The organism is Funiculus sociatus GB2-C1, assembly GCF_039962115.1.
Taxonomy (GTDB): Bacteria; Cyanobacteriota; Cyanobacteriia; order Cyanobacteriales; family FACHB-T130; genus Funiculus; species Funiculus sociatus.
Genome location: NZ_JAMPKJ010000014.1, coordinates 56,633 through 72,598 on the forward strand (window position 1 = coordinate 56,633; position 15,966 = coordinate 72,598).

Genomic DNA, 15,966 nt, shown 5'->3' on the forward strand with positions numbered 1-15,966 from the left:
AATAAATATATATTTAAACTTTAAATTCCTTCAGAAAAAATTTTATATTTTAGTCCACCAAAATTAAATTATCTAATTGATTTATAAGTTAAGATTTGATTAAAATAAACTTTAGACTAGATTAAAAGTAAATAAATATTGTAGGAAGAATCTTTATTATATAAATTAGCAAAATTGAGTGCTACAGTAAAAATACGATATTATTAAAAAAGTTGAAATAACTAACTCAGGGATATTATGGTTAGTTTGCAAAAGTCCAAGGCCGAATTATCAATATTACCGGAATTGGCTACCAAAAAGCTGAGTTTGGAGTCAACTCTTCAAGAGCTGTCACTATACGATTTTCAAATAGAAGCCTCATGCCAGGGCAAAGAAGTTGCTCAGAGGTTTGAAGTTAACAAGCTATTGCCGGGAGTCATTTTGACCACAGAAAATAAATTTGTGGGGATGATTTCGCGGGGACGATTTTTAGAACAAATGAGCCGCCCTTATGGGCTGGAACTATTTTTAAAACGCTCTCTAAAATCTCTATATGAGTTTGCTGCAACAAATTTTTTAAAATTACCAGGCGATACGTTAATTGTGACGGCAGCAAAATTGTCTTTGCAGCGTCCACCTGAGTTACTAAATGAACCGATTGTAGTAGAGTTGGCGAATGGAGTGTATCGGTTAATAGACGTGCATCAATTACTGGTAGCTCAGTCTCAGATTCACGAACTGACAACTCAGCTTTTGGATGAGCAAACCCAAGCCCAAATGTTGCAAGCAGAAAAAATGGCGACTTTGGGGCGGATGGTTGCTGAAATTGCCCATGAAATTAAAAATCCGGTTAACTGCATTAATGGTAATTCCGCATTCATGTCAACTTACTGTCAAGATTTGATGCAGTTAGTGGCAGCTTATGAAGCAGAACCAAATATATCAGCTAAAATTGTTGATCTCAAAGAAGAAATTGAACTAGATTTTCTTTTGGAAGATTTGCCAAAGTTAATAGAAAGTATGAAAGTGAGCGCGGAGCGATTGACGAAAATCGTTAGCGGTCTACAAAACTTTTCTCACTTGGATGAAAATAAGCGTCAAACCGTTGATTTACACGAATGTATTGAAAGTACCCTACTAATTTTAAATAATCCCCTAAAAAATGGCATTGAAGTAATTAAAAATTATGGAGATTTGCCGCTTGTAAGTTGTTACTCAGGACAACTGAGTCAGGTGTTTATGAATATTATCAGCAATGCAATCGATGCTTTAGGTGAAGCAAAAAGTAAGGAAAACGCTCATCCCAATTTCCTTCCAGCAAAAGATTGGCACCCCCAGATCCAAATTACAACTGAAGTTTTAGAAACCAAAGATTCTGAATGGGTAGTAATTAAGATTTCGGATAATGGGCCTGGAATTAAGCCGGAGATTCAAAAGCGGATTTTCGAGACGTTTTTTACGACAAAGCCAGTAGGTAAGGGGACAGGGCTGGGGTTGGCTATAAGTAATCAAATTGTTACGCAAAAGCATGGAGGTAAATTATTTGTGCGATCGCCTCGCTGGAATGCGGCTAATAGCCCCTCCCCGTCTCGGTTGTACGCTGCTAATAGCGTCTCCTCCCATAGTGTAGGGGAGGACGTTAGCAAAGTGGCTGCAAAGATAGCGACCTTAGAGCATCTAAACAGCGCAATGGGCATGGAAGATTCACAACCAAGCTTCGGCACGGAATTTGAGATCCTGCTGCCGCTTGTTTAATCGGCAGTAGCGCCAAACAATATGTAAGACAGGCATATAAGCCTGACCTCATGCAACGCCGCAGGTTGTAACTAACGCACCAAAAAATAATTGTAGAGAAAATATTCCCCGAAAGTAGTAGTTGGAATCAGCCCCAAGTACAGGTGAAAGGCTGCTGGAGATGATAATGTATGTTAATAGCTGAATCCAGCTTCTCTACTGCATTTTGGGCGTTGTGTGTTGGTATCAAATGGATTTATCTCACCTCCATCCTTGTCTCAGGGGAGCGCTCGCGATCTCTCTACACAATCAGCCCTGAGAGAGTTACCCCTGTACAATTTTCAAGTTAAAACCACCTGCCAGGGTGTAGATGTCGCCCGCATTTTTGAGAAGCATCCCCTGCTGCCTGGAGCAATCTTGATAGAACAGGGTAAGTTTGCAGGTATGGTTTCCCGGCGACGGCTCTTGGAGTGCCTGCTTCGTCCTCATCGGCTAGAGTTATTTTTGCACAAACCCCTGCAAGTTATCTACAGGTATGATCGCTCTGAGGTTTTAGTGCTTCCCGATAGTACGCCAATTCTGACAGCAACGCAGCAGGCACTGAAGCGATCGCCTGAACTGCGAGCAGAACCAATCGTGGTACAAGTGGGAGCATCTGACTATCGTTTGTTAGATGTTCAGGAATTGAACCTTGTTTCCTGGCAAATTCGAGGAATAGAAACTCAAGTACGATACGAACGCATCCAAGCGCAGATGATCCAAAGTGAAAAAATGGCTAGTTTGGGGCGTTTGGTGGATGGATTAGTACACGAAATTTTAGATCCAGTAAGCTTTATTTGGGGAAACTTAACTTATGTCTCAACCTACAGCGATAATTTACTAGAATTGCTGTCTGCTTATGCAGCGTATTTTACTGCTCCGCCTGAAGAAATTGCTGACCTAAAAGAAGATATTGAGTTAGATTTTATCCAACAAGATTTTCCCAGAGCAATTGGCAGCATCCGCTCAGGAGCAGAACGCTTAAAAAAATTGGTATCTGGGTTGCAAAATTTTTGCCATATTGATGATGTTTATCCTAAGCCTGCTGATTTACACGCTAATTTAGATAGTATTCTTTTGTTGTTAAAAAGTCGTCTGACCAGCGAGATTGAGATTGTCAGAAATTATGGACATTTACCTCCAGTCCAATGTTACATTGGGCAACTGAACCAGGTTTTTATGAATATTCTCACAAATGCCATTGATGCGTTGATTGAGCAGGCAGTGCGAGAGAAGTATTCCCAAGAGTTTAAAGGGGGAATGCCAGCAGCAGATGCCATACAAAAGCCTCGTATTGAAATCACTACAAAGGTGTTTTCTCGGACTTTTACTAATCCTAATCCGGGAATCTGCGATCTTCGCTGGGTTTCTATTTTGATTGCTGATAATGGGCCGGGAATGTCTCCGGAATTACAGCAGCAAATTCTTGAATCTTTTTCTGTGCAAAAACGTGCTACTAAAGAAACCAGTTTATCGCTAAGTTATGAAATCGTGACAGCAAAGCACGGAGGAGAATTTAAAATGCGTTCGCGTAGCGTCTCCCAAGAAAAATCCCCTACCGTTAGCGATCGCCTATACGAAGCTGAATCAGAAATATCCGGAAATGAAAGCGTAGAATCCCCTGTAAGCAGTGGTACTGAATTTGAGATTCTGCTGCCCTTAGTGTAACTTCCTAGGTTGGACTACCAGGTGCTGCTTTGTTTACCGCGCTCGTGGTGCGTGGCGTTTGAGGCTTCCATACTCTACCATTTTAACTAAACCTTACTCAGCAACTATAATTATTTGTTGGGTTGCGCTGTCGTACCGCTACGCCCAAGTAAGCTACAACCCCACGTACAATTATTTTAATTTATTACATAAACTATACTTGTAGTAGTTTTTCTGAATTATCCTAATACTAAAATATAAATAAACAACTACAGTTTTTGGCGCTTATATTATAAGTTTTTTCAGGTTTTTGGGAAGCCTTTGTAATAAATCTCAATTTTTCCACTCAGGCAAATCACTTCCTTAAAATTATTTACTTCTGGATATTGGCAGTAGACAAAACTAGAGGTAAAAGTTTGCCAATTTAAGACATTGTCAATCAAAAATAAGGCATATATGCAGCCAACTCAAGACATCTTGCTTTATAACTTAATTAACGCTGCTTCCGGCTTTATTGTCGTTAAAGATAACCAGGGACGCTGGTTGATGGCAAATAACTACACAATAGAGCTATTTCGGTTATCAGGAGTAGATTATCAAGGTAAGACAAGCTTAGAACTAGCTGCATACACTGATGACAAAAGTCGCGCCGCTATTTTAGCTTGTGCTGCCTGCGATGAGAAAGTTTGGCGTGAAGGAACTGTCAGCCATAGCGAACAAGTGATTCAAGATGGCGATGGGGAGATAAAGGTATTTGATATCAAAAAAACCCCGCTTTTCAACCCAGATGGTAGTCGCCAAAAGCTATTGGTGAATGGAAACGACATTACTCGCGCCAAGCTTGCAGAACAAGCTTCTCAAGAGCGCGAACATCGGCTCCTACGCCAACAGACAGCACTTTTGGAACTGGCAAGTCGGAAATATGGGGAACTACAAGCGGCGTTGCGGGAAATTACAGAGGTGGCAGCGCGGACTCTTGGTGTAGAGCGGGTGAGCGTTTGGTTTTACAATCAAGATTGTTCCCAGATTTGCTGCGCTGACTTGTATGAATTGGGGAATAACTGCCATTCAAACGGGATGAAATTGGCGGCGGCGGACTATCCTAATTACTTCGCTGCGATCAAACAAAAGCGCGTCATTGCAGCTAGCGATGCTCGTAACGATCGGCGTACATCTGAGTTGGGATCTTATCTGGAGCTGGGCATTACGTCCATGTTGGATGCGCCGATTTCTGGATATGGGGTAATCTGCCATGAACAGACGGGGACGGTTCGGGAGTGGGCGTTAGATGAGCAGAATTTTGCTTGCGCGATCGCGCAAATGGTGGTTTTGGCAATTGAAGAATGCGATCGCCAACGAACTGAGTTAGCACTACGGGAGAGCGAAGTACGCTACCGCAACATTGTTGAGGATCAAACTGAACTAATTGTCAGGATTTCACCTGATGGAAAGTTGACCTTGGTCAACGAGGCTTGCTGTCGCTATTTTGGCAAGCAGCGCCAGGAAATGATTGGTGATGACTTTCTGCAATACATTTTAGAAGAAGACAGAGAAAGGGTAGCAAAGCATTTCGCCGCTTTGAGTCGAGAAAAACCAGTGGCGATGATTGAACACAAAGTCATACTTTCTAATGGTGAAATTCGCACTCAGCAGTGGAGCGATCGCGCCATATTTGACCAGCAGGGATTGGTGGAGTTCCAGTCAGTAGGACGAGATATTACCGAGCGCAAGCAAACTGAAGAAGCATTAAAACAAAGCGAAGAAAAATACAAAGTTCTGTTTCAGACATTTCCTATAGGAATTTCCATTACAGATAAAACTGGAAATATTATTGAAGCCAATAAAGCATCTGAAAATATTTTATGTATATCTTCTGTAGAACATACAAATCGAACTTATGACTGCGAGAAATGGAAAATTATTCGTCCTGATGGTACACCAATGCCAACAAACGAATTCGCTAGTGTGAAACCACTAACTGAAAATCGAACTGTTAAAAATATAGAAATGGGGGTTGTAAAAAATAATAAAGAAATTACCTGGATCAATGTTACGGCTACTCCTATTATTCTAAAAAATTATGGAGTTGCTATCGCCTATTCTGACATCACTGAGCGCAAAGCTATGGAGCAGGCTTTGCGGGAAAGTGAAGAAGGTTTGCGATCGCTTCTCAATAGTGCACCTTTGTTACTTTGGACATCTGACATCAATGGACTGTGTAACTTTTTCAATCAAGGTTGGCTGGACTTTACCGGACGCACCTTAGAAGAGGAACTAGGCAATGGTTGGGTTGAAAACTTACATCCGGAAGATAGAGAATTACGTCTGGATACGTACCTGTCAGCTTTTGCGGCACGTCAGTGCTTTTTGATAGAATATCGCCTAAAACGTGCAGATGGAAAGTATCGCTGGGTTGTGGATAAAGGTGTTCCTCGCTTTAGGAATGGAGGCTTCGAGGGTTATATTGGCTCGTGTTTTGACATTACGGAACGCAAGCAGGTAGAAGAATTTTTGAGAGCAAGCGAAGCTAAAAATCGCGCCCTTCTCGATGCTCTACCAGATTTAATGATGCGCGTTAGTAAGAAAGGCAAAATTTTGGAATGTAAAGCAGCGAAAGACATTTTTATGTTAATCGTTCCAGAGGCATTGGTTGGTAAAACCCTATGGGATTTTTTGCCGCCAGAGGTAGCACAAGAAGGGATGAGTTATATAGAGCGATCGCTCTCGTCTGGCGAAATTCAAACTTGGGAATGTCAGATTATCATTAACGACAGTGTGCGCGAATGTGAAGCTAGAATCGTCACCTGTTCCCAAGGTCGGGAAGAGGAAGTTTTAGCTATTATCCGCGATATCACCGAACGCAAGCAAGTAGAAGAAGCGTTACACCGACGCGAACAAGAATTTAGAGCGTTAGCTGAAAACGCCCCTGATATTATTACCCGGTTTGATAAACAACTGCGTCATCTCTACGTAAACCCAGCAGCTAGAAAGGCTTCTGGGCTTTCTCCCCAGGAATTCATTGGGAAAACTAATCGGGAGTTGGGTATGCCTGATGATATAGTATTTTTCTGGGAAAAAGCGATGTGGGAAGTCTGGGAAACAGGCTGCGAAAGTAAGATAGAATTTGAATTTTTAACACCAGATGGTTTAGCACATTATCAATCTAGAATAGCACCAGAATTTTCGGCAGATGGTTGTGTAGAATCCCTATTATGTGTTACTCGCGATATTAGCGATCGCATTGCTGCGGAAGAAGCACTAAAGAAATCAGAACAGAAACTTTCTCTCCACGTCCAGCAAACCCCGCTAGCTGTAATCGAATGGAATATTAATTTTGAAATTGTGGAATGGAACCCCGCCGCCGAAGCAATTTTTGGTTATAAGAAAGGTGAAATTATCGGTAGTTCCTGTGAAATAATTGTGTCTGACAATGCCAGGGAACAAGTCGATAAAATTTATACTAATTTGCTCACAGGTAAGGGTGGTAATCGCAGCACTAACGAGAATATAACCAAAGATGGTAGAGCTATTATTTGTGATTGGTACAACACGCCTTTAGTGGCTCCCAATGGAGAAGTGATGGGCTTTGCCTCCCTAGCTCTGGATATCACAAATCGCGTGCGAGCAGAAGCAGCACTGCGCCAACAGACACAGCGAGAACGACTGGTAGCAGCTATTACCCAACGAATTCGCCAATCGCTGAATTTGGAGGAGATTCTTAACACCGCAGTCACAGAGGTGCGGCAATTACTGGAATGCGATCGCGTTTTCATTTATCGCATTTGCTCTGGAAAAAGGGGGAATGCGATCGCAGAAGCAGTGGTTCCTGAGTTGCCTAGTCTTCTAGGACAAACTTTTGATGAGGACGTTTTTTCACAAAGCTGCTACGAACGTTATAAAAACGGACAGGTTCGCGTAATCGACAACCTGGAGAATGAGGTAGAACCTTGCTTGGTGGCATTTTTGCAACGCTTAGAGGTAAAGGCTGAACTAATATCGCCTCTGGTTCTGGAATCGGTTGGCTCAAGTTCTAATGAAGGAATTAGAAACTGTGAAGTAGGGACTAGGATAGAGAGGCGAAATTTCGCAGCTCAACCATTTTCTATCCCCAATCACCAGTCACAAATCCCTAGTAAAGATGCCAATATATCGGCTTTAGTTACTGAAAAACCACAAGTTAATAGCGTTTCTCTTTGGGGATTGGTGATTGCTCATCAATGTAGTTCAGTACGCATTTGGCAAGCGTTTGAAGTCAATTTGCTGCAACAGCTGACGACTCAGATAGCGATCGCTATCCAGCAAGCACAACTATATCAACAGCTAGAGGAAGCCAACTATGAGTTACAGCGTTTAGCTTGCTTAGATGGCTTAACTCAGGTGGCAAATCGTCGTCGCTTTGACGAATATCTTGAGCGAGAGTGGCGGCGGTTGGCACGGGAAAAAGCACCGCTAGCTTTGATTATGTGCGATATCGACTTTTTTAAACTTTATAATGATAATTATGGTCATCAAGCGGGAGATAGTTGTTTACAATTGGTGGCCGCGGCTATTAGTCAGATACTGAAGCGTCCTGCGGATTTAGTGGCTCGATATGGAGGCGAAGAATTTGTGGTGATTTTGCCTTACACTAAGACCCAAGGAGCGCTGAAAGTAGCACAGGACATACGCGATCGCATCCGAGAATTGGAGATTTCTCATGCTAAATCCCCAATAAGCCCATATATTACTTTGAGTTTAGGGGTCGCCGTTGTGGTTCCTATTCCTGAATATTCCCCCGTTGAACTGATTTATACCGCCGATCGAGCGCTTTATGAGGCGAAAGCAGCTGGACGCGATCGCGCTATTCTAAAAACTTGCCACTGAACATATTTCCTGGTTCCCTTCTGCGATACAGGGAACGAAGAAATCCTCCGTCCCCTGTCGCCAACTAACGTTCTACTACTACAGGTGTCCCAATAGCTACCTGTGCATACAAAGCTAAAATATCTTTATTTCGCATTCGGATACATCCGTGAGAAACTGCTTGTCCCACTAGCTGTTCTTGAGGTGTTCCATGAAATCCAATAAAATTTTTTCCGTCAGTCCAAAAACCTATCCATCTAGCTCCTAACGGATTATCTGCCCCAGGAGGGATGACTTTCCCAGACCAGGGATGTTCCCAAGCTGGATCGCGTTGCATTGCTATAACTTTAAAGGTGCCTGTAGGTGTTTCCCAACCTGCTTTACCAATAGCAATTGGATAACTTCCTTTCACCTGCTTATCTCGATACACATAAACCTTGCGATCGCTTAATTTGATCACCAACTGAGTATCGGTCAGGGTACTTGTAGGGGACGCTTCCTCAATAGGAAGATATAGAGATGGTGAACCCAAAGGAGGCAATTTTGGTTCTGTAACAGGTGACAATTCCAGAGGAGGATTTCCCTCGTTAGTATTTGCTGCACCTTCTTTTGTTGTCACTTGGGCAGAAACCTGTTGTCCCAGTGAAAGCGCTACAATTGTTACACTTAAATAGAAAAGTTTGAAACTTTGAAGTAGCGAGTTGCCTCTAATAATTGCTGCCATTTCTTGCCTCTACTCTACGACTACTATCAAATCTTGCTTCACAGCCAATAAATCAAACAAAAGCAGACAAATTTAATTTTATCCCTAATTTATCCCATCGGTAAGTTTTTTTAAAACTAAGCGATTAATATTTGTACTACTAATGACCTATACATTCAGGTAGATTTCCATTAAAACAAAGATGGCTAGTATTTGGAAGATTAACTATGCCATGAATCAATTCATTGTCGAATAGGATTTGTACCGATAGTTGGCTTTGTTACTAAAATATTTTCGAGGAGAGAGTGAAATGCGTCTTCAAAAAACGAAAGTAATGACAGGTACGATGTTAACACTGTTGCTCTCCGGAGTATCAGTATTTCCAGCGATCGCGCAATCACCAGCCTCAACACAGTCCCCAGGCCAAACGCCAATGACTCCGGCTGGACAGCAGATGAACCAAACGCCAATGACTCCAGCTGGGCAGCAGATGAACCAAACGCCGATGACTCCAGCTGGGCAGCAGATGGATCAAATGCAAACCGAGCAAGAGGGAACTACAGATTCTACCCGCACCAATAGAATTCGTCGGCAAGAAGTGATTGAACAGCGCCGGACAATTGAAACTAGACCAGTTACCAGACCTACCAACAATCAGACCGAACCTACAATAACTGAGCCTGTTGATACTACACCAGAGGCTACCCAAAATACAGCTCCTGTAAGAGCGCTTTGGTAACTTTGTAGCAATGTTTGACAATTGATTCAATGATTTAACATTATTGAACAATGTAGCGATGTCGTTCTCTGGAGCGACATTTTTCATTTTGGGAATGCGATCGCGCTGTGACATCTAATCGATTAACTTCTTCCCATTGGGAAGAAGTTAATCGATTAGGCACCTAAACGTCCAGCAATCCCTGAGGCGGCGTAATCTCAATTCGTCCGGCTTGCAAGTCTACCACTGGCACAATCTCTTTCACAAACGGGATCAAGAGGTTTATTGGCTGTGGCGGTTTGGAGCGGATTTTTTTGATTTTACTGGTTCTGGTGATTTCCCCTTTGCTGGGTTTCTCTGTTTCCTCAACTGAGGGGACTGCTGGCTCGTGCCGCTTCACTTCTAGTAGAGTATTACCAGCAGCGATCGCATTCACCACAACACCAAGATTTTCTCCGGTGGGTTGGTTAATCACTTCCAAACCAATCAAGTCCATAACATGAAATTCGTCTTCTTCCAGGGTTGGGCGATCGCTTGCCCTCACCAGTAACTTACAACCTTGCAACGCCTCCGCTTGGTTCCGATCATCTACGCCCATCAGTTGCACGACGTATATCTTTTTACCGGGAATATATCGTCCTGTCACTAATTCGACTGGTTGCAGTTCCGTTTCCCCCGGCCGCAACAGCCAACGCACTCCGGGTTCCTCAAAGCGTTCCGGAAAGTCCGAGTCAGGATAAACTCGTAACTCGCCCTTCAACCCTTGGGCTGCAACAATTGTACCGATTTCTAGCCAGTCATCGGATGAGAAATTTTCTTTAGGTGAGCTGCTTATCAATTCCAACGTTCTCTACTTCTTACCTATTAAAATATTATAATTTTGAAGTTAGTTTTGGTAGCAATTTTATTTACCATCAATTGATCTTATAACATTTCTCTCTTGATACCTTAAAAAAAATTAGGAGTTATTAATTTAAAACTAATAACTCCTAATTCTCCCAACCTATACTACCTAAGCGACTTGACGCTGCGGCGGCGACGGAATAAGCCAAGTAGACCGAACCCAATTAAAGAGCTAGTAACAGCAGGTTCAGGAACTTGGGTAGCAGCAAGACCGACAATATTGCCAGAATCAGCACTACTGAACGTCCCCAAAGTTGTAGCAGCACCAGTAGTCAAATTGATGTTGTAGATATTGGAACCGGAAGCTGCATAGGCAGTATTCACTCCACTAGCAGGAGAGAAAATGTCAAAGCCTCCGGTGGAACCAAAGTCAATGCCTAGCGAACCGATTGTAGTTAAGGTTCCGTTATTGGGAGGACTCTGCAAAACTAAGGTGTCAAGGTTGGCATCAATCCCAAACAGCTGAGTTGTCCGAGTTGGGGAGGGCGCTCCCGCGAACGAATTAGTGTAAGCCGCAGCTGTGATACTAGGGTTAGCTCCTTGGTTGGCATCTCCAGCTGCATAGGCTAAGTTTCCATCTGGTTGAGTACCTGGAGTGAGGAGATCAAAATCTGCAACCGCACCTGTATCCACGTTGAGGCGGAAGTTTTGGTCATTGCTAGCCACAAGCCGTAGGCGGTCTACGACTGGGTTGAAGTCCACTCCTGATTCGATTCCTCCACTGAAGGGAAGGGAGAGTGTACTGACAAAAGTTGCCGCACCTGTGGAGGAGTCAATGGTGTAGATTTTGTTAGTGCTAGAGATACCGTAGAGCTGACGGTCAGCTGGACGAAGGTCAATGCCTAGCAAGGTGCCATCAACTCCAGTGACACCCACAGTTTTCTTGACCTGAGAAAAGTTGTTATTGAAGAAAACAAGGGTGTTACTGTCGTTTAAACCGATTAGCTGGAGGGTTGCTGCCGCAGCTGTGGCAACATCAAGCAAATTTAACACTGTTGCTGCTGCGATCGCACTGAGGACTGTACCAAACTTATTAAACTTCATGGGAATATCTCCTGATAATTTCTCAAAGCTGGAGAGCGAAATTTAGACAACCCTGCAAAGCAGCGTAAATCTACGTAGCTTTCCAATCGTCCTGCTCTAGAGTACGCAGAAGTTCCCAGTACGGTTTTTTCTCAACAGCTAGTTTTACCTAATCTTTAAATTAGCCGTCCTTTTTTGGCATATTTATGAAATTTTGATGAAGAAATAGTCGAAACTACGGATAGTAGAAATACGCCTAGCAAAAGTAGAAACTCGCTACAATTATTTTTAACTTAGCGCTGCCTTCTGATAAACCTGTTCTACCACCTTAGCCAAACGCTGCATCCCAGTTTCAATTTCCGGATCTGTAGCCGTGAGGCTGATGCGGATACACTGTTGCTTGTGCGCCCATTCTTCTCGCAAACCGGGGAAGAAAGAACTACCGGGTACAACAATTACACCTACCTGTTTGAGTTGCTGATAGAATTCCCAGTCAGTAATTGGTAAATCTTCCAACCACAACCAAGCAAAGATTGCGCCTTCGCCGCGATGCAAAAACCAAGGTAAATCCTTGGGCATTGAACTGTCTAAAGTATTTTCTACTACATCAAATTTTTTCTGATAGTATGGGCGAATCACATTTGTAGCGATATCTGCAAGAGTACCGCTTTCAATGGCACGGGCCGCGATCGCTTGTCCATACCGAGACGAATGGATACACATATTCGTCTGGAAACACTCCAGCACTTGAATCATCCGCTCATCCCCAATCGCAATCCCAATCCGCTCTCCCGGTAAACCCGCCTTCGATAAGCTCATGCAGTGCAGGATATTATCGCCAAACAAGGGGGTCATCTCTGTAAAATTTAATGCCGGGAATGGTGGCGCATACGCAGAGTCTATCAACACAGGTACATTGTAAGGCGCAGCCAAAGCCGCAATCTTGCGAACCTCATCATCTGTTAGCACGTTGCCCGTAGGATTGCAGGGACGGGAGAATAAAACGCAACCAGTATTCTCAGTAATAGTCAGTTGGCTAAAGTCCGGGCGATACTTAAATCTGTGAGCAGGGGCATCAATATCCAAAGCAGGCTTATAGGCAAATAAGGCCTCTGGCACCAAAGTAATCCCACCGTAACCCGTATAATCTGGACTCAGGGGGAGAATAATTTGCTTAAGTTCGCCGCTGGTAGTGTAACCCCCAAAGGCATTAGCAGCAAAGAAATACAAAGTTTGGCTGCCTGGAGTAATTAATACATTCCGAGCAGTCAACTCCAACCCATAGCGACGATTAAAATCGTTAACCACCGCGTCAATCAAAGGCTGATATCCTTGACTTGAGCCGTAACGGCAAACTACCTCGCCGTAATCCGAACTAGACAGCAATTCTGTGGTATAGTCGCGCCACAACTGCTCAACTTCCGGCAAAATCACCGGATTTCCAGCGCTTAAATTGATAAATTCCTGCCCACTACCTGCTTGCAAAGTTTCAATAATGTCCTTCATAATGGCGCGAACACCAGTTAAACGAGACATCTGATCGCCAAATTGAGTCAGGGCAGGGTTCATAGTCAGCGGTAAAGGGTAATTGGGAAAAAGGTAAGGGTTTTATCCCTAATACCAATTTAACTGCAAATGCCCCAGCACTTATGTAGAACTACTTCTCTTTCCGTTGTTTCCTTGTTTTGTGTCCTAAGCGCAGATCCCAGCAACGCGGCGTTGAGGTTCATAATTCCTCGTTCTCCCTTCCATGAGCAAGGACAAAATTGCTTAAAAATCAGATTAGTTTATGTAAAGTATCTTAAATTTGCCTTAAAAAACAATAAACAGTGTAAAAAATAACTTTTTGTCCTGGTAAATTTGGCAAGCTATAACTCATTCCTGATACGGTTATATTCTCAACCGTGAATACTCCTATCCCGATTCAGTATATGAGTGTGAGCCGAACGAGAAATAACGAGATCGGGATTGGCCTAATCTGAAACCTATCTTCACTCTCGTTTCTCGTGAAGAATAAGCCTGCTACCGTGAATTAAATCGAATTTATGACAACAATTGAGACGCTGCGAGCAAAGCTACCATTCCCACTGAAACGACTAGCAGATTTGGCATACAACTACTGGTGGAGTTGGAGTTGCGATCGCACATCCCTATTCCAGAATATCAACCCCGACGAATGGCAGCGTTGCGGACACAACCCCGTTGCCATTCTGGAATCTGCCTCCTACGTGCGACTCACCCAACTAGCGAAAGAACCAGCATATATCAAGCGGGTAAAAGCACTAGCCGATCAACTTGACCGCTACCTGGCTGAAAAATCGCCTTGGGCTAGTCGCGTCGCCCCGCAAATCTCCCCAGAACGACCAGTAGCGTATTTCTGCGCCGAATTTGGCATCCACGAATCCTTACCCATCTACTCCGGCGGCTTAGGAATCTTAGCAGGCGACCACCTCAAATCTGCCTCAGATTTAGGCGTGCCAATGGTAGGCATCGGCTTAATGTACCGCCAAGGTTACTTCCGACAACGGTTAAATCGGGGCGGTTGGCAAGAAGACTACTATGTTGACAATCACTTTGACCAGATGCCCCTAGAGTTGATGAAAAATCAGCAAGGGGAACCCATCACAATTGAGATGGAAATCCGGCAACGCATAGTCAAAGCACAAATTTGGTTAGCGCGAGTCGGGCGAGTTAAACTTTACCTACTCGATAGCGATCGCCATGACAACGACCCGATAGACCGCTGGTTAACGGGACACTTGTACGGCGGCAACCAAGAAACACGCATCGCCCAAGAAGTAATGCTGGGGATTGGCGGTGTCCGGGCGCTGGAAGCCTTGGGGATCAATCCCTCTGTGTATCACCTGAACGAAGGCCACGCGGCATTCTGCACCTTGGAAATAGCGCGGCAAGAAATTCAGCGTAGCGGCAAGTCCTTTTATGATATCGAAGCTGACGTGCGCGAAGCTTGTGTCTTCACCACCCACACCCCCGTTCCCGCAGGTCACGATGTCTTCTCCTCAGACCTGATGGATTCTTACTTCGCCCATTACTGGCCGACACTAGGCTTGTCTCGCGAACAATTCCTGGCACTCGGTGCAAGACGACTAGGCGATCCTTGGGAACCCTTCGGCATGACCGTCTTAGCCTTGCGGATGTGTCGCACTGCCAACGGCGTTAGCGAACTCCACGGCGAAGTCTCCCGCAAGATGTGGAATATTCTCTACCCAGACCGCAAAGAAGACAAAGTACCAATTGCTCACATCACCAATGGTGTCCATGCACGTACTTGGACAGCACCCCTGATTAGCGATTTGTACTCCCAGTACCTGGGTGAAGATTGGTCAACCCGCATGGTTGATCCCAAGACCTGGGAAAAAGTAGACGAAATTCCCGATGAAGAAATCTGGTGGCGGCACCAAGTTCTCAAAGAGCGCCTGATTGCCCACACCCGCGCTAAGGTAAAAATGTCAAGGCAAAATCGCGGTGAAGAACAATTCCGCATTGATGCCGCCGACAAACTGCTAGACCCCAACGTGCTAACTATCGGATTTGCCCGGCGCTTCAGCCCATACAAGCGGGGTGACTTGCTAATGCGGGATGCAGAACGCGCCTTGAGGATTTTTGGCAATTCGCAAACACCTGTGCAAATCGTCTTTGCAGGAAAAGCCCATCCCGCCGACGAAGAAGGCAAGCGGATTATCCAACGGTTGATGGAATGGTGCAAGCACCCAGATATTCTCAACCGAGTTGCCTTAGTTGAAGACTACGACATCTACACAGGGCAAAAACTGGTGCAAGGTGTCGATGTTTGGCTAAATAACCCGCGTCGCCCTCTGGAAGCGTCTGGTACGAGTGGGCAGAAAGTCTGCTTCAACGGCGGTATCAATTGCAGCGTCCTCGACGGTTGGTGGTGCGAAGGCTATCAAGCTGATGCTAATGGAAAAGGTACCAACGGTTGGGCAATTGGTGAAGATGCCCACACCAGCGACCAAGAGTTGCAAGACCGGATTGATTCTGAATCTCTCTATCGGTTACTGGAAGAGGAAATTGTTCCTTTGTACTATGACCAAGATGAGAATGGAGTTCCCCATCGTTGGATTGGGATGATGAAAGCGTCGATTAAGACAAATTCGCCGCTGTTCAACACTGACAGAATGATTGCGGACTACGTTACTCAAGTGTACGCGCCGGGAACTTCAGTCGGTGTTGAACCAATTCTGGCGAGTGTTACAGCATAATTTTTCCAGTCTCAGCCTAGTTTTAATTCCACACTTCACTTCTTGAGGTTTGAATTAACTGAGTTTTGAGCTATTAGTAGGGTGGGCTGTGTCCACTCTACTTTTTTTTTTGAACTGCAAAGATGCTATAGGTCGGG

10 protein-coding genes are annotated in these 15,966 nt (G+C 44.2%); 5 read left to right on the plus strand and 5 right to left on the minus strand.

Features of this window, described 5'->3' with window-relative positions:
* Positions 1-237: 237 nt before the first annotated feature.
* The 3 genes from NDI42_RS09450 (at position 238) to NDI42_RS09460 (ending at position 8,262) form a co-directional block, all read left to right on the plus strand.
* Positions 238-1,734: an ATP-binding protein gene (locus tag NDI42_RS09450; protein WP_190454645.1), complete on the plus strand. Its 1,497-nt coding sequence runs from the start codon at positions 238-240 to the stop codon at positions 1,732-1,734.
* Positions 1,735-1,950: 216 nt separating this feature from the next.
* A complete protein-coding gene (locus NDI42_RS09455; RefSeq protein WP_190454648.1) occupies positions 1,951-3,420 on the plus strand; it encodes a sensor histidine kinase in 1,470 nt (489 codons plus the stop codon).
* 435 nt (positions 3,421-3,855) lie between these two features.
* The gene (locus NDI42_RS09460) at positions 3,856-8,262 is read left to right on the plus strand and encodes a PAS domain S-box protein (protein WP_190454651.1); all 4,407 of its coding nucleotides are present in this window, start codon (positions 3,856-3,858) and stop codon (positions 8,260-8,262) included.
* A 64-nt stretch (positions 8,263-8,326) separates the two neighbouring features.
* Here NDI42_RS09460 and NDI42_RS09465 read toward each other — a convergent pair whose 3' ends face one another.
* Positions 8,327-8,965, minus strand: coding sequence for a L,D-transpeptidase (locus NDI42_RS09465; RefSeq protein ID WP_190454654.1), 639 nt, complete (start codon positions 8,963-8,965; stop codon positions 8,327-8,329).
* A 289-nt stretch (positions 8,966-9,254) separates the two neighbouring features.
* Between NDI42_RS09465 and NDI42_RS09470 the strand changes: the two genes are divergently transcribed.
* Entirely contained in the window at positions 9,255-9,683 is a 429-nt protein-coding gene (locus tag NDI42_RS09470) for a hypothetical protein (RefSeq protein ID WP_190454657.1), read from the plus strand.
* Between the two features lie 40 nt (positions 9,684-9,723).
* Here NDI42_RS09470 and NDI42_RS09475 read toward each other — a convergent pair whose 3' ends face one another.
* From NDI42_RS09475 to NDI42_RS09490, 4 genes are all read right to left on the minus strand, one after another.
* Positions 9,724-9,846: a hypothetical protein gene (locus NDI42_RS09475; RefSeq protein WP_277876829.1), complete on the minus strand. Its 123-nt coding sequence runs from the start codon at positions 9,844-9,846 to the stop codon at positions 9,724-9,726.
* Positions 9,847-10,506, minus strand: coding sequence for a ribosome maturation factor RimM (gene rimM / locus NDI42_RS09480; RefSeq protein ID WP_348231398.1), 660 nt, complete (start codon positions 10,504-10,506; stop codon positions 9,847-9,849).
* 164 nt (positions 10,507-10,670) lie between these two features.
* A complete protein-coding gene (locus NDI42_RS09485) occupies positions 10,671-11,609 on the minus strand; it encodes a DUF4394 domain-containing protein (protein WP_190454660.1) in 939 nt (312 codons plus the stop codon).
* A gap of 267 nt (positions 11,610-11,876) precedes the next feature.
* On the minus strand, positions 11,877-13,157 hold the full coding sequence (locus tag NDI42_RS09490; RefSeq protein WP_190454663.1) for a valine--pyruvate transaminase: 1,281 nt from the start codon (positions 13,155-13,157) through the stop codon (positions 11,877-11,879).
* A gap of 476 nt (positions 13,158-13,633) precedes the next feature.
* Here NDI42_RS09490 and glgP point away from each other — a divergent pair, with 476 nt between their 5' ends.
* A complete protein-coding gene (glgP, locus tag NDI42_RS09495) occupies positions 13,634-15,829 on the plus strand; it encodes an alpha-glucan family phosphorylase (protein WP_190454665.1) in 2,196 nt (731 codons plus the stop codon).
* Positions 15,830-15,966: the final 137 nt, after the last annotated feature.